This window comes from Pseudomonas sp. ADAK18 (assembly GCF_012935695.1).
In the GTDB taxonomy this organism is placed as follows: Bacteria; Pseudomonadota; Gammaproteobacteria; order Pseudomonadales; family Pseudomonadaceae; genus Aquipseudomonas.
Genome location: NZ_CP052859.1, coordinates 1,303,927 through 1,320,694, shown reverse-complemented (window position 1 = coordinate 1,320,694; position 16,768 = coordinate 1,303,927). Strand labels below are relative to the sequence as shown.

The window sequence follows — 16,768 nt, the reverse complement described above, 5'->3', positions numbered from 1 at the left end:
CCGAGGCACGAGGTTGCGATAGGCTGCGTAGCGACCCCCAGGTCCTGCGGACCGCATCGCAGCCTCATACCTCGGCAGCGGCTACAGGTTTACAATCCCTCCAACTCCGCCATCAAATCACTCAACCGATCCACCTTCTCGGCACTGATGTCATTGGCGGCCAGCCCATCGATGTACTCGGCCAACTGCGCCACCGTGCTGCACTCGAACATCGCCCGCAACGGCACATCCCGCTGCAAGGTCTTCTGCACCCGGGAGGCAATCTGCGTGGCCAGCAACGAATGCCCGCCCAGTTCAAAGAAGTTGTCCTGCACACCCACCTGCTCGACTTTCAGCACCTCAGCCCAGATATCGGCCAGGGTCTGTTCCAGTGCGTTGCGCGGCGCCAGATAATCCTGGCTGTGCAACTGGCCGATCTCCAGGGCCGGCAAAGCCTTACGATCGAGCTTGCCGTTGGCATTCAGCGGCAAACGGTCGAGCCACAACCAATGCAGCGGCACCATGTATTCCGGCAGCTCGGCCCGCAGGCGTTGCTTGATACGGTCCAGGCGCTCGCCAGGGTTAAGGGTCTCATCGGCTGCGACCAGGTAACCAACCAGATGCTTGCCGTTTACGCCTTCCTGCACACCAACAGCCGCATCACGGACTTCCGGTTGTTCGTGCAGACGCGCTTCGATTTCCCCCAGCTCGATACGGTAGCCACGAATCTTCACTTGATGGTCGATACGACCGACGTACTCCAACACGCCATCGCTACGACGGCGGGCCAGATCGCCGGTGCGATACAGACGTTCGCCCGCCCCGCCGAACGGGTTCGGCACAAACACTTGGGCAGTACGCAAAGGATCACTGACATAACCACGCCCCACCCCGGTGCCCGCCACGCACAACTCGCCGACAGCCCCTTGCGGCACCAACTCCAGCGTACCGTCCAGCAGGTACAACCGGTTGTTGTCCGTCGGTGTGCCAATCGGCAGATAAGTGCCCCGGGTCGACGCCAGGTCGACACGGAAGAACGCCACGTCATCCGAGCATTCCGCCGGGCCATAGGCGTTGACCAGCCCAATTTGCGGATAACGCAGCAACCACTGATGCGCTAACTCCGGCGGCATCGCCTCACCGGTAGGCAACATCCAGCGCAAGCCGTCGAGGCTTATGCGCTCCTGGGCCAGCATGCCCTGGATCAGCGACGGCACGCTTTCCAGCACGGTGATGCCCTGGGCCTGGACATGGTCCAGCAAGCCTTGGGGATCATGGGCAATGCTGTTCGGCACGATGTCTACCCGCGCGCCAAACAGCGGCGCAGCGAGGAACTGCCAAACTGAAATGTCGAAGCTTTGCGAGGCGGTCTGGGCGATCACGTCGGTTTCGCTCAGTTGCAGATACGGCACCTTGCTCAACTGGTTATTGAGCATGCCGCGCTGCTCCACCATCACGCCTTTAGGCAGGCCGGTGGAGCCCGAGGTGTAGATCACATACGCAAGGTTATCCGGGGCACTGTAGATTCCAGGGTTCTCCTCCGATCCTGCAACCTCGTCCCACACCAACAACTTCGGACGACCGACACAGGCAAACTCTTCCAGCAGCGCCAACGCCTGTTCCCGGCAAGCCTCGGTACACACCAGCAGCGGTGTGCGGCTCAAGTCAATGATCCGGCTCAGGCGCTGCGTCGGCAGCCCCGGATCCAGCGGCAGGTAACCGGCACCGGCCTTGAAGCTGCCGATGATCATGCCCAACAGGTCGAGGTTACGTTCAGCCAACAATGCCACCGGCTGATCCAGCCCGACACCCGCAGCGATCAGCGCATGACCGAGACGGTTACTGCGCCGGTTCAGTTCGGTGTAGGTCCAACGCTGATCCAGGCAACTGGCGGCAATCCGTTGTGGATGCTGCGCCACCTGGGCCTCGAACAGCTCGATATAGCTCTGTTCCAGCGGGTAGTCATGCTCACTCTGGTTGCAGCCCTCCACCAGGAACTCACGCTCCTGCTCGCCAATCAGTGGCAAGTCGGCCATGTCACCATGGAAGCCCTGCACCAGCGCCAGCAACAGACGTTTGAACTCACCCAGCATGCCTTGCACGGTGGTTTCATCGAAGTAGCGCTGGTCATAGGACAGGTGCAAACCCAGATCGTCGCCCGGATAACACACAGCCGTCAGCGGGAAGTTGGTGTGGGTACGGCCGGAATCCGAAGTGGCATTCAGGCTTTGCGCACGGTCCAGCACCGAGACTTCCACCGGGGCGTTTTCAAATACGAACAGGCTGTCGAACAGCGGCTGGCCCTTGGGCAATTCGCTGTGCTCCTGAATGGTCACCAACGGCAGGTATTCGTACTCGCGCAGTTGCATGTTGCTGTCGAGCAAACCGCTGAGCCACTGGCGCACGCTGCACTTCTGGTCGTCCTCGGGCAGCTTGACCCGCAGGGCAATGCTGTTGATGAACAAACCGATGGTGCGCTGCATCTGCGGCATATCCACCGGACGCCCGGCAACCGTGACACCGAACAGCACATCACGGTCACCGCTCAAGCGCCGCAGCACCAACGCCCACGCCGCCTGGGCAAAGGTGTTGACGGTCAGTTGATGAGCCTGGGCCAGCTCACGCAATTGCGCACCGTCCTGGACATCGAGCCGGGTGTAGCAATCGCCCACCACCATCCCGCCGCTGTGGCCCGCGTGTTCGCGCAGGAACGGTCGGTCGCTGGGGATCGGCGTGGTGCGTTCGAAGCCTTGCAGGTTCCGCTGCCACCACTGCCGCGCCTCGGCCAGGTTCTGGCGTTGCAGCCAGGCAATGTAGTCGCGATAGCGCGGCGGCATGGCCAGTTGCGCCTCACGACCTTCGCCCAGGGCCATGTAGATATCAAAGAAGTCGTTCATCAACAGTGAGCGGCACCAGGCATCGATCAGGATGTGGTGGTTGCTCATCATGAACCAATAGCGAGCCTCGCCGACGCGGATCAGGCGCAGGTGGAACGGCGCCTGGTTGAGCAGATCGAAACCGGCTTCGCGCTCCTGTTTGAGCAGCGCTTGCAGGCGCGGTTCCTGTTCGGTTTCCGGGTCAGCGCTCCAGTCGAGGTATTCGATCGGCGTGCTGCCGGGCTTGTGGATCACTTGCAACATGTCTTCGCCAACGTTCCAGCAGAACGAGGCGCGCAAGGCTTCGTGACGGGCGATCACCGCCTGCCAGGCCTGGGCGAAACGCTCGGGATCCAACGCGCTGTTGATGCGGTAGCGGTCCTGCATGTAATACAGGCCGGTGCCCGGTTCCAGCAGGGTGTGCAGCAGCAAGCCTTCCTGCATCGGCGTCAGCGGGTAGACATCTTCGATGGCGCTGGCCGGTACCGGCAGTGCATCGAGCTGTGGTTGGGTCAGGCCTGCCAACGGGAAGTCCGACGGTGTGAGGCCACCCGCCTCGTCCTTGAGGCAATGCTCGATCAGGCTTTGCAGCTCCGCCAGATAGGCGTGGGCCAGGTCGCTGATGGTCTGGCTGTCATGGCGCTCGCGGCTGAAGGTCCAGCGCAGCACCAATTCTCCACCGTACACCTGACTGTCGACGCTCAGCGCGTTGGGCAATGGTGCGTCCAGGTCATGGGCCAAGCCCACTGACTCATCCAGCGGGTGGAACAGTGCGTCATCACCGAAGCTCTGGTCGAACTGGCCGAGGTAGTTGAAGGTGATCCCGGCTGCCGGCAACGCGGCCATGGTCTGGCGGCACGGGTCATCTGCCAGGTAGCGCAGCACGCCATAACCCAGGCCCTTGTGGGGCACGGCACGCAGTTGTTCTTTGATCGCCTTGATCGAGGCGCCCTGCCCTGCGGCTTCTTCAATGTGCAGCGGAGTCAGGCGCAGCGGGTAAGCGCTGGTGAACCAGCCAACGCTGCGGGTCAGGTCGATGTCGTCGAACAAGGTTTCGCGGCCGTGGCCTTCCAGTTGGATCAAGGCCGACTCATGACCGCTCCAGCGGCATAGCACACGGGCCAAAGCGGTCAGCAGCAAGTCATTGACCTGGGTGCGGTAGGCGCTCGGGGCTTGTTGCAACAGTTGGCGGGTGCGCTCGGCGTCCAGGCACACGCTGACGGTTTCAGCATCACGGTTGCGCAGCGAGCCCAGCGGACGGTCCACCGGCAATTCAACAGCCGGCCCGGCCAACTGGTCTTGCCAAAGGCTCAACTCTTCGCGCAGGGATTCGCTGCTGGCATAGGCCTGCAAGCGTGCAGCCCAGTCGCGCAACGCGCTGGTCTTGGCCGGCAGGTTTACCGACTGGCCGTCGCTCAACTGACGATAGACGTTTTGCAGATCCTCCAGCAGTACACGCCAGGACACGCCGTCCACCACCAGGTGATGGATCGCGATCATCAACCGTTGCCGGCCATCGGGGCCGTCCACCAGCAAGGCGCGCAGCAAGGGGCCGTGTTCCAGGTCGAGACTGCGCTGAGTATCGGTGAACAGCGCGGCACACTGCGCCATATCCGCAACCTGGGCCTGCAACAGCACGCCACCTTCGGGCACGGCCAGGTGTTCGGCGTGCCATTGAGCGTCGCGGCGGGTGAAGCTCAGGCGCAGGGCATCGTGATGTTCCATCACCGCCAACAGCGCTTGCTCCAGGCGGTGGGGTTCGAGGACCTGCACCGGCTCCAGCAACAAGGCCTGGTTCCAGTGCTGACGCGCCGCAATGTCGGTGTCGAAGAACCAGTGCTGGATCGGAGTCAGCCCCGACGCGCCGGTCAGCAGCCCTTGCTCGGCGGTAACTTGCTCGCTGCGGGTCGCCACCGCTGCCAGGGTCTGCACGGTCTGGTGCTGGAACAGATCCCGTGGGCTGAAATGAATCCCCGCCTGCCGCGCCCGGCTCACCACCTGGATCGACAGGATTGAGTCGCCACCCAGCTCGAAGAAGTTATCGTCCAGGCCGACCTGTTGCACGTTCAGCACCGCACACCAGATCGCTGCCAGGGTTTGCTCCAGCTCATTGCGGGGCGCCACGTAGTGCTGACGGTTCGCCTCAGGGTCCGGCTGCGGCAAGGCGCGGCGGTCGAGTTTACCGTTGGCGGTCAGCGGCATGTTGTCCAGCACCATCAGGTGCGTGGGCACCATGTAGTCTGGCAGTTGCGCTTTCAGATGCGCCTTGAGGGCGTCGCGCAAAGCGCTGTGATCCGCGTCGTCACTGACCAAATACGCCACAAGCTGCTTGCCGCTCGGGCTGTCGAGGGCCAACACCACCGCTTCGGCCACCGACGGATGCTCCAGCAGACGGCTCTCGATTTCTCCCAGTTCGATACGGAAACCGCGAATCTTCACTTGATGGTCGATACGCCCCAGGTATTCCACCAGGCCATCGGCACGCTGGCGTACCAAGTCGCCGGTGCGATACAGGCGACCACCGTTATCAGCGAACGGGTCAGCCACAAAACGCTCTGCCGTCATCCCCGGACGCTGGTGGTAACCCTGGGCCAGGCCGGCACCGCCGACGTATAACTCACCGGTCGCACCCTGCGGGACCAATGCCAGGTCTGCGTCGAAAATATAGGCTACACGCGCACCAATGATGCTGCCGATCGGCACGCTGCCGACGCCCTCTTCCAGCGACTCAGGAGCGAGGCTGGCAAGCGGCATGACCACGGTTTCAGTCGGGCCATAAGCGTTGAAAAACAGCGCCGGCTGGAACGCCGTACGGATGCGTTGCAGGTGCTCACCGGTCAGCGCCTCGCCACCAGTGATGCACATACGCACCGGCAAGGTCTGGTTCTGTGTCGCCAGCCATTGCGCCAGCTGGCTGCCGTAGCTCGGGGTGAAGCCCAGGATATTGATCCGATGCTGACGAATCAGCCCGCAAACCTCTTCGGCATCCCATTGGCCCTGAGCACGCAGTACCACTTGCGCACCGCTGAGCAGCGGCACCAGCAAACGCTCGGTGGCCGCGTCAAAGTTGATGGAGTAGAAGTGCAGCTCGCAGTCATCCGGGCGCATGCCGAAGCGTTCGATCACCGCCTGGCAATGCATGGCGATTTCACCGTGGGACACCACCACACCCTTGGGCTTGCCGGTGGAGCCGGAGGTGTAGATCAGGTACGCCTGATGTTGCGCGAGGCTGATAAACGGCAGTTCACTGGCCGGGTAGTCGGCCAACGCCGGCGAGTCTTGTTCCAGGCACCAGCGGCTGACGCTGGCAGGTAGATCACCCAGCGCATCGAACATCGCGACGTCACTGAGCAGCAGGCCGATACCGCTGTCTTCAATCATGTAGTGCAGGCGGTCCAGCGGGTATTCCGGGTCCAGCGGCACGTAGGCACCACCGGCCTTGAGGATCGCCAGCAGGCCAATGACCATCTCCAGGGAACGTGGCAGCGCCAGACCAACCCGCACTTGCGGGCCTACGCCGCGCTCACGGAGCATCCAGGCCAGACGATTGGCGCGGCTGTCCAGCTCGCTGTAGCTCAAGGTTTGTCCGGCAAAGGTCAAAGCCGCAGCGTCGGGACGGGCCAGGGCTTGCTCACTGAACAGGTGGTGGATGCACTGGTCCAGGCGATGCTCGCCGGCTTCAATGCCCAAGCTGTCTTGCAACGCGCGTTGTTCATCGGCCTGCAGCAGCGGCAGTTCGCTCAGACGCTGCTGCGGATCGGCAATCAACGCCTCCAGCAGATTGCGCCAATGTTCGGCCATGCGCGCGATGCGCGGTTCGTCGAACAAATCGGTGCTGTAGGTCAAGCAGCAACCCAGGCGATGGTCGAGGTCGGTGACTTCCAGGTTGAGGTCAAACTTGGTGGCGCGGGCGTCGTTGGCCAGGTACTCGACGCTCATTCCGGCGAGCTGCCGGCGTTGCTGGAACTCCCAGCGTTGCACGTTGCACATCACCTGAAACAGCGGGTTGTACGCCGCACTGCGGGTGGGTTGCAGGGCTTCCACCAGATGGTCGAATGGCAGGTCCTGATGGGACTGGCCTTCAATCACCGTGTGGCGGACCTGGTCAAACAACTCACCCACACGCATCTGCCCGTTGAGCTGGCAACGCAGCACCTGGGTGTTGAGGAATGCACCAATCAGCCCTTCACTTTCCGGACGAATCCGGTTGGCCACCGGCGCACCGATACGCAGGTCGGTCTGGCCGCTGTAGCGGTAGAGCAACACGGCAAGGGTGGCTGTCATGGTCATGAACAGCGTCAGGCCACGCTCAGCGTTGAAGGCCCGTACGCGAGCGGCAAGGTCGTCGCTCAGATCAAAGCGGTACAACTCGCCCTGGTGACTTTGCACCGGCGGCCGTGGGCGGTCGGCAGGCAACTCCAGCAGTGGATGTTCAGTCCCCAGTTGCGCGGTCCAGTAATCCAGTTGACGCTGGCGCTCGCCGCCCTCCAGCCATTGGCGCTGCCACACGCTGTAATCCAGGTATTGCACCGGCAGCGGTTCCAGGGGCGATTCGCGCTCGTCGATAAAAGCTTCGTACAAGGCGCTGAGCTCACGGGCAAAGATGTCCATGGCCCAGCCTTCAGTGACGATATGGTGCAGGGTCAGCACCAGGTAGTGTTCCTGATCACCGGCCTTGACCAGGCAAGCCCGCAGCAACGGGCCGGTTTCCAGATCAAACGGCGTATGCGCTTCGCGGTCAGCCAATTGCTGCAAGCGCTGCTGACGCACGTCTTCAGCCAGGGCCGAGAAATCCTGCCAGTCCATGCGCACGCCGGTTTGTGCCGCAACCTTCTGCTGCGCCACGCCGTTGATACTTGGGAAGGTGGTGCGCAGGGTTTCGTGACGCAGAATCAAGGCTTGCAGTGCCGCCTCGAAACGCCCGATATCCAGCACCCCACGCAAACGCGCCATGCCGCCGACGTTGTAGGCCGGGCTGTCCGGTTCCATCTGCCAGAGGAACCACATGCGCTGCTGGGAGTACGACAGCGGCACCGGTTGGCTGCGGTCGACTTTGGCAATCGCCAGCTGCTGGTTGCGTTGCCCCGAGGCTTGGATCTGGCGTACTTGTTCGGCGAAATCGCCCAGCTCACTGGCCTCAAACAAGGTGCGCAGGGGCAGCTCGACATCGCATGCCTGGCGAGTGCGGGAGATGATTTGCGTAGCCAGCAACGAGTGGCCGCCGAGGGTGAAAAAGTCGTCCCGCAGGCCGACGCGTGGCAAGCCCAGTACCCCGCGCCAGATGGCGGCGATCTGCTGTTGCAACTCTGTTTCAGGTTCGACGTGTTCACGTACTTGCCACACCGGTTCCGGCAACGCACGGCGGTCGAGCTTGCCGCTGGGGCTTAACGGCATGGCGTCCAGACGCATCAGCTGCGCCGGAACCATGTACTCCGGCAGCTCGGCAGCCAGGGCGTGTTTCACCTCTTGCTCGTCCAGTTCAGTGCTGGCGGTGTAGTAACCGATCAACTGCGCACCGGCCGCCGTTTCGCGCACCAGCACCACGGCCTGGGCGATGCCGTCCAGGGCCAGCAGACGGGCTTCGATTTCTTCCGGCTCGACGCGAAACCCCCGCAGTTTGACTTGCTGATCCAGACGACCAAGGTATTCCAGCACGCCGTCGGCGCTCCAGCGCACACGGTCGCCGGTGCGATACAGGCGTGCGCCCTCCTCACCCAATGGATCGGCCACAAAACGCTCGGCGGTCAATCCGGCACGGCCGAGGTAGCCCCGGGCCAGGCCAATCCCGCCGATGCACAGCTCGCCCGGCACACCCGCCGGCAATGGGTTGAGCTGACAGTCCAATACACGGCAGATCACATTGCCCAACGGTCGGCCAATGGGCGAACGCTCGCCGTCATTACTGCGGCAGTGCCAATGGGTGACGTTGATTGCGGTTTCGGTCGGGCCGTAGCGGTTATGCAACTGCACCGCCGGCAACTGGGCCAACACGCGGTTGCGCAACTCGGCCGGCAAGGCTTCACCACCGGAAAACAGGCGACGCAGGCTGGTGCATTCGCCCGCCAGCGGCTCATCGACAAACAGCTGCAACAGCGGCGGTACGAAGTGCAGCGTGGTCACGCCATGCTTCTGCACCAACTGCGCGATGCGATGCGGATCGCGATGTTCGCCGGGGCCCGCCAGCACCAGTTGGCAACCGGTGATCAGCGGCCAGAAGCATTCCCACACCGAGACGTCGAAACTGATGGGCGCCTTTTGCATCAGCACATCGGTTTCATCCAGTTGATAGGTCGCCTGCATCCACTGCAAACGCTCGGCCAGGGCCGCGTGAGTGTTGCCCACCCCTTTGGGTTGGCCGGTGGAGCCGGAGGTGTAAATCACATAGGCCAGGTTGTCACCGTTAAGGTGCAGGCCTGGCGCGTGGCTCGGCCAACTGTCGAGCTTGAGGCTGTCCATGGCGATCACGCAGACGTCCTCGGCGGCCGGCAGTTGCTCCAGCAACGAGGTTTGGGTCAGCAGCAATTGCACACCGCTGTCTTTGAGCATGTAGGCCAGGCGCTCGGCCGGGTAATCCGGGTCCAGAGGCACGTAGGCGCCGCCGGCCTTGATGATCGCCAGCAGGCCGATCAGCAATTGCGGTGAACGCTCGGCGGCGATGGCCACGCACACGTCCGGGCCAACGCCTTTGTCCCGCAGGTAGTGAGCCAGGCGATTGGCCTGGGTGTGCAGCTGGGCAAAGCTCAGCTTGCCGTCCTGCCACACCACGGCGGTGCATTCCGAGGTGTGTTGGTTAAGCAACTCGGGCAACCATTGCTGCGCCGCTGTGCAAGGCGCTTCGCTCCATTGGCGTAGTTGCGCGTGCTCATCGGCCTGAAGCAGTTTCAGATCACCCAGGGCTTGTCGCGGTTGTTCGCACACGGCTTGCAGCAGGTTGATGAAGTGCTCGGCCAGGCGGTGAATGGTCGCGGCGTCGAACAGTTCGTCAGCGTAGTCGAAGGACAGGCTTAGCCGGCCATTACGGTCTTCTTCGCTGTGCAGCTGCAGGTCGAACTTGGCTTCGCGGCTGTGCCAGGGCAACTCGTCGGCCAGCAGGCCGGGCAAGCGGCGCAAGGCGCTGAGGTCACGTTGCTGGTGGTTGAACATCACCTGGAACAGGCCTTGCTCGCGGGCTTGAGGGAAGGCTTCCAGCAGTTGTTCGAAAGGCAGGTCCTGATGGGCTTGGGCGCCCAGGGCCGAGGTTCGCGTGGCTGCCAAAAGCTCGCTGAACGGCAGGCGCGCATCCAGTTCGGCACGCAGCACCAGAGTATTGATAAAGAAGCCGATCAGGCCCTGGGTTTCCTGGCGTGGGCGGTTGGCGCTGGGCACGCCGATGCGGATATCGCGCTGGCCGCTGTAGCGATACAGCAGGCTCTGAAAAGCCGCCAGCAGCAGCATGAACGGCGTGGATTCGTGGGCCTGGGCGGTCTGGCGAATGGCTTCGCCGAGGCTGGCGCTCAACCGTACGCTGTGGCGGGAGGCGCTGCGAACGTGTTGCGCCGAGCGCGGCTGATCGGTGGCCAGGTTCAGGGTTGGATGCTCATCGCCCAACTGTGCTTTCCAGTAGGCCAATTGTCGCTGCCCCTCACCTTCGGCCAGCCACTGGCGCTGCCAACTGCCGTAGTCGGCGTATTGCAAAGCCAATGTGGGCAACGCCAGGGTTTGTCCCTGGGACGTAGCGGCATACAGGCGCGAGAATTCGTCGATCAAGACATTCAGTGACCAGCCATCGGCGATGATGTGGTGCATCGTCACCAGCAGTTGGTGGTCTTCGTCATCCAGACGTACCAGGGTTACCCACAGCAGCGGGCCTTTTTCCAGGTCGAACTGGGTGCGGGCCTCATCTTCACGAATCTGTTGGGCGCGGGCTTCACGCTCGGCAGTGGGCAGGTCGCTGAGGTCGATCACGTGCAGGTGGAAATCGACGTGGGCGTCGACCCGCTGGAAGGCCTGGCCGTCGCGCTCAAAGAAGTGCGTGCGCAGGGCTTCATGGCGTTGGATCAGTTGCTCGAAGCTGCTGCGGATAGCTTTTTCATCCAGCTCACCGCGCAAACGCAAGGCGCCTGGAATGGTATAGGCACTGCTGTTCGGGTCCAGTTGCCAGGTGATCCACAGACGGTTTTGCGCCAGGGATTGCGGCAGGTCTTCCTGGCGCGACAAGGTGTGAATCGCGCCTTGGGCCACACCGCCATCCTGCTGCAATTGCGCGATATTGGCGGCGAAGGCCGCAAGGGTTGGCGCTTCGAACAGTAGGCGCAGGTTCAACTCCAGGCCCAGAGTTTCCCGCAGGCGGGCGACCACCTGAGTAGCGGTGATGGAGTTGCCGCCCAACAGGAAGAAGTGATCGTCGGCCGCCACTTCAGCCACCTGCAACTGTTCACACCAGATAGCGGCGATCTGGCTTTGCAGCTCGGATTCCAAGCCGGCGTTATCACTCCCCTGCGCCTGCAGGTCCGGAAACTGTGCGTAGCTGTCGAGGCTGCCATCGGCCAGGCGATTGCGGCAGGCCGAACGTTGGACCTTACCGCTTGAGGTCTTCGGCAGCGCGCTGGGGTTGAGCAACACCACCACGCACGGGGCTTCCTGATAGGCCTCGGCCACGGCTTGGCGGATGGCCTTGATCAGCGCTTCGGGCGGCAGGATTTTCTGCACGCTGCGGCTGATTTCGGCGGCAATGCCGATGCCTTCAAGGCCTTGGTCATTGACCGCAAACGCCGCGACACGGCCCTTGCGCACCACTTCCACTTCGCGCTCGATGGTTTGCTCGATGTCCTGCGGGTAGAGGTTGTGCCCGCGAACGATCAGCAGGTCCTTCAGGCGACCGGTGATAAACACTTCGCCGTCACGGATAAAGCCCAGGTCGCCGGTGCGTAACCAGGTACGGCCGTCATACTGGACGAAAGTCTTCGCTGTGGCCTCGGGGTTGCGCCAGTAACCGTGGGCGATGCTTGGCCCGGTCGCCCAGATTTCACCCACGGCGTTGTCAGCAAGCGCGCCCAAGGAGTGGGGATCGGCAATCAGCACCGCGTGTTCCGGCTGGCTGGTGCCGCAACTCATGATCGCACTGCCCTGCCCAGGCGTAGCGTGGTTGGCCGCCAGCGCCTGTTCGTCCAGGTGCAGGGCCGGAATGCCCTGGCCACGGGTGCCGCCAGCGACAAACAAAGTTGCTTCGGCGAGGCCGTAAGAGGCGAAGAAATTGTTCGGGGTGAAGCCGCAGACCGCGAATTTTTCGGCGAAGCGTTCCAGGGTATCGAGGCGAATCGGCTCGGAGCCGGAATAGGCCACGCGCCAGCCGCTCAAATCCAGGCGCTCCAGGGCCGATTCGCTGACCCGCTCGCTGCACAACCGATAAGCGAAGTCCGGCCCACCGCTGATGGTGCCGCCGTATTCACTGATTGCTTCGAGCCAGCGCAATGGCCGGCCCAGGAAGTACGCCGGGGACATCAGCACGCAAGGCACGCCGCTGAAGATCGGTTGCAACAGGCCGCCGATCAGGCCCATGTCGTGATACAGCGGCAGCCAGCTGACGATCACGTCGTCAGGGTTCAGATCAATGCCAAAACCGCGACGAATCAGCAGTTCGTTGGCCACCAGGTTGCCGTGGGTGACTTGCACGCCTTTGGGCAACGCGGTGGAGCCGGAGGTGTATTGCAGGAAGGCGATGTCATCGTCCTGCAAGTCGGGTGCGACCCAACCTTCAGCACTCTGGGCACTCAGGTCATCGACACACAGCAACTGCGGCGCCTCGCTGATTTGCGCCAGGGAATCGCGCAGGCCGGTGCTGGTCAGCAGCAGCCGTGGCTCGGCGTCGGCAATGATCGACAGCAGCCGCTCCTGATGATGGCGACGAGTGGACTCCGGCGGGTAAGCCGGCACCGCGATTACCCCGGCGTACAGGCAACCGAAAAACGCCGCGACATAATCCGGACCGCTGGGAAACAGCAACACAGCGCGATCACCCAGCTCGGCCGAAGCCTGCAGAGCGCCGGCGATGGTGCGGGCGCGCAGGTCCAGGTCACGGTAGCTGAGGACAACACTGTGCTCGCTGCTCTCGGCCAGGAAGCGCAGGGCCACCTGATCCGGGGTCTGCGCGGCACGGCGTTGAAGGGACTGGACCAGGGTGCGGGGAAGTTCGAAGGCGTCCATCATGGGGTTCCTGCCTGAAATCGGCTTACGGGAAAATCGGGGGAATCAAATCTGTGGCGAGGGGCGTGTGCCCTAGTGGCTCAGCGCGCTCTGGCGCACCGCGCCATTGCGCCAGCGAGCCAAGTGTTCGTCGGCATAACGGCGCAGGCAGCGCAGCACTGAGCTTTCCTGTTGCATCAGGAAAAAGTGGTGCCCCTCGAACATGTCCAGGGAAAAGCCGGTGGTGGTGTCTTCCTGCCAATCCAGCAGTTGCTCGGCACGCACGCTGTCTTGCTTGCCGCCAAACACATGGATCGGCATCGCCAGCGGCTCACGCTCGCCGTAGTGAAAACTGCCGCAAAGCAGAAAGTCGGCCCGCAGGATCGGCAGCATCAACTGCATCAGCTCGTGATTGGCCAAGGCGTCTTCGGCGGTGCCCTTAAGTTCGCGCAGGCGGGTGATCAATTGCGCATCGGTCTTTTCGATGGCGTATTCGCTGACATCACGTCGCGCCGGGCCCGCCGTGCCAGACGCAAATAACGCCAGGGGCTCCGGCAAACCGCGCTCGCGCAGGGCATGGGCCAGCTCGAATGCCAGCAGGCCGCCGAGGCTGTGGCCGAACAACACGTAGGGGCCGTCGAGTTGCATGCTGATCTCAAGCGCCAGTTGCGCCGCCAAGGCCTTGATGTCGCGCTGCAACGGCTCATCCATACGCATGCCGCGGCCTGGCAGCTCCAACGGGCACACCTGCAACCACTCAGGTAACGCGCGGCGCCAACGGCTGTAGACCATGGCACTGGCGCCGGAATATGGCAGGCAAAACAGGCGCAGTCGTGTCGGCGAGCTCATTGCGAAGCACCCCGGCACTCACGATAGAAACCCATTTTGTCCTCCTCCCAGAGCTGATCCTTGGCCCGTTTGCTAACGGGCCTGTCATCCATGAGAACGGATGGCATCTGGAAATAATTAGTCGCTGGGGCACGAGCGAGACGCGGTTCACACCTCACAAACCGACATAAGATTAGTTCGTCTTCTCATTTGACAATCATTATCATTCAGCATAATTTGTTGCCCGATGTGTAGGGAGGCTCATCACGGACGCCCCCCACCACCCTCTTTTGCAGCAAGGTGACTTCCATGACGGAACAAGTATCCACAAGCAGGTGCGACTCACCGTTACTCCAGGCTTTTGTCGACAACCGGTTGATCCTGGTCAAGATCGCAGCCCGCATTACCGGTTGCCGCTCCCGTGCCGAAGACGTGGTGCAAGACGCCTACTTCCGGCTGCAATCGGCGCCGACTATCACCTCATCGTTCAAAGCCCAGCTCAGTTACCTGTTTCAGATCGTGCGCAACCTGGCGATCGATCACTACCGCAAACAGGCTCTGGAGCTGAAGTACTCAGGCACCGAAGAGGAAGGCTTGAATGTGGTGATTCACGGCGCTTCACCGGAAACCTCGCATATCAATTTCTCGACCCTGGAAAACATCGCGGACGCCCTGACCGAGCTGCCCAAGCGCACCCGCTACGCATTCGAGATGTATCGCCTGCACGGTGTGCCGCAGAAGGACATCGCCAAGGAATTGGGGGTGTCACCGACACTGGTGAACTTCATGATTCGTGATGCGCTGGTGCATTGCCGCAAGGTTTCGGGAACTCACAGCGATACGTTTGCGCGGCGGGTCTGAACGCAACCGCAATAACGGTGTAGCCGCTGCCGAGGTACGAGGCTGCGATAAGGGCCGTAGGACCTTCAGCGGTTTCAAGACACTGACGACTGCTGCGCAGCCGATCGCAGGCTGCGCCAGCGGCTACAGGTGATCGTCAGCGGCTACATTATCTACACCAACCCACACCGCTCAAAAAACCGCTCACGTCCCAGAATCATCAGTGCCGCGCGCTTGTGGGGGAAGTCGAATTCCTTCTCGCAGTGGAAGCACTGGTTCTGCATATGGCCGATCATCTTCGCGTTATCGGCACGCGGTTCAGCCACTACCCGCTGGGTACGTGGATCATCCAGAAACAGATAGTGCACCAGCGCAGACATCCAGCTGGCGACCTTGTGCGGCCCCCGGTGATGCTCCTCCCCCACCAGCATATGAATGCCGCGGTCGTAATCACCGACGTCATAGAACGGTGCGATACGATCCTCTTTGGCCCAATAGGCCTCGAAATAGGCGAAGGGCTCATCATCAAAACACCCTATCAGGGTCAGTGCGTGCGGGTCGGCGTCCAGCTTGTCCAGGTACTCGCGATGCTGCTCCAGGCTGCCGCCCTCCTGCCAGAAATGCACCACCCGCGCACTGTTCTGCCAACGGTTGAAGCGCGCCAGGTCGACGTCAATCTCGACGGTGCGCAATGACACCCATGCCCCAAGGCGTGCATCGAAACGCCGATAAACTTCGCCCCGAGGCTTCGGTGCACGGGCGGGATGACGCTTGCCGCCACTGATCATCATCTGCTGCGGGTAAGCACCACTGAAGGGCTGCCCGAGCCAGGGTTGCGGCAGTTGCCAGAACAAAGTGCGCTCACAACGAAACTGGCCCGGCGTTGGCGTAGCCACCAGCAACCCGCTACGCAGCGCGTCATCAGGGGCATGCTCCAGGTGCCAGGTCAGATGCTGGCGAGCCGGCTCCTTGGCGAACAGCCAATAACAGGCCGCCCACACGGCACGCGCTGCCGGCACGCTGCCGGCCTCTTGCAAATGCACCTGCAACTCATCGCCGCGTTCAAGTCGCAGACGAATCAGCGCCTCGCCCTCCAGGGTCAGGCTCAGGCGGCTTGCGCTTTCATCGGCATTCAAGGCAGGCCCCGCCGGCAGGGGCAGGACAGACAGGTCATTCAGATTGGACATGGGTGAGGCTCACGGTAATCGTCGACAGTTGAAGAAGTGACGTGAGCCAGGCGGGAAAATTTAACCCTGAGGTGCAGCGGGTACCGGCATCACATCGATGCGGTAGGGTTCGAAGATCTTCAACAACTCGCCACTGTCGCGCAACCGCCCCAGCAACTCGGCGAAGGCCTCGCCGCTGATGGGCGCCTTGGGCCGCAGCAAGGCATAGTGGTGATACACCTGATCAATCCGCTCGGACACCAGAAACTGCGTAGCCATATCAACATTACGCACCAGAAAATCGCTGAGGTAGGAGCGAGTCACCAAGGCGATGTCGGCACGGCCACGGGCGACCATCAGCAGATTACTGTCGTGGGAATACGTCAGCGTGGCGTTGAAATGCTCCACCATGTATTTGGGATCAGGATTGAAGTTGGCAAAGGCGTAGTGATAACCGCTGAACACCGCCAGTCGCTTGCCCGAGAGGTCGGCGAAATACGCCTGGTCGCGACCCGCCGCACGCTGGGCGACGAATATTTCCGCATCTTCAAGACCCATGTCGACAGCGACATGAGGAATATCCTGCCAACCCCATTTTGGGTTCTCGAAGATCGCCATGTCGACCCGGCCTTGCTGGAAGTCACGGAAACGCCGAGGAATAGAGGTGGGCACCAGCACAAACTGATAGTCGGTTTGCAAACCGTTCAAGGCTTCCAGCAGTTGCGGCAGCAAACCGGTGTCGGCGCCCTGCTCCGGGCGCACGGTGTAAGGCGGAAAATGCGCGGCGCCGACGCGGACCAATTGGGCCGCCCAAACCGGTGTCTGCCACAGCGCGCCAAGTGCCAAAATTGCAAGTCCCGTAGCCAGCCGCCATGGCGAAAACATCAAGGCACACACCGTTCAAAATTTTGATGCCGC

At 62.2% G+C, this 16,768-nt stretch carries 5 protein-coding genes; 1 reads left to right on the top strand and 4 read right to left on the bottom strand.

Going from position 1 to position 16,768, the window contains the following annotated elements:
- Nucleotides 1-89: 89 nt before the first annotated feature.
- Nucleotides 90-13,040, bottom strand: coding sequence for a non-ribosomal peptide synthetase (locus HKK55_RS06100; RefSeq protein ID WP_169353809.1), 12,951 nt, complete (start codon nucleotides 13,038-13,040; stop codon nucleotides 90-92).
- 69 nt (nucleotides 13,041-13,109) lie between these two features.
- Complete coding sequence (locus HKK55_RS06095; protein WP_169353808.1) at nucleotides 13,110-13,865, bottom strand: thioesterase II family protein; 756 nt, start codon at nucleotides 13,863-13,865, stop codon at nucleotides 13,110-13,112.
- 288 nt (nucleotides 13,866-14,153) lie between these two features.
- On the opposite strand from HKK55_RS06095, the gene HKK55_RS06090 reads away from it, so the two are divergent.
- A complete protein-coding gene (locus HKK55_RS06090) occupies nucleotides 14,154-14,705 on the top strand; it encodes an RNA polymerase factor sigma-70 (protein ID WP_155584393.1) in 552 nt (183 codons plus the stop codon).
- Nucleotides 14,706-14,857: 152 nt separating this feature from the next.
- On the opposite strand, the gene HKK55_RS06085 is transcribed toward HKK55_RS06090, so the two are convergent.
- Nucleotides 14,858-15,871 (bottom strand): GNAT family N-acetyltransferase, encoded by a 1,014-nt coding sequence (locus tag HKK55_RS06085; protein ID WP_169353807.1) that lies wholly within the window; start codon nucleotides 15,869-15,871, stop codon nucleotides 14,858-14,860.
- A gap of 60 nt (nucleotides 15,872-15,931) precedes the next feature.
- Nucleotides 15,932-16,735, bottom strand: coding sequence for an ABC transporter substrate-binding protein (locus HKK55_RS06080; RefSeq protein WP_169353806.1), 804 nt, complete (start codon nucleotides 16,733-16,735; stop codon nucleotides 15,932-15,934).
- Nucleotides 16,736-16,768 lie beyond the last annotated feature (33 nt).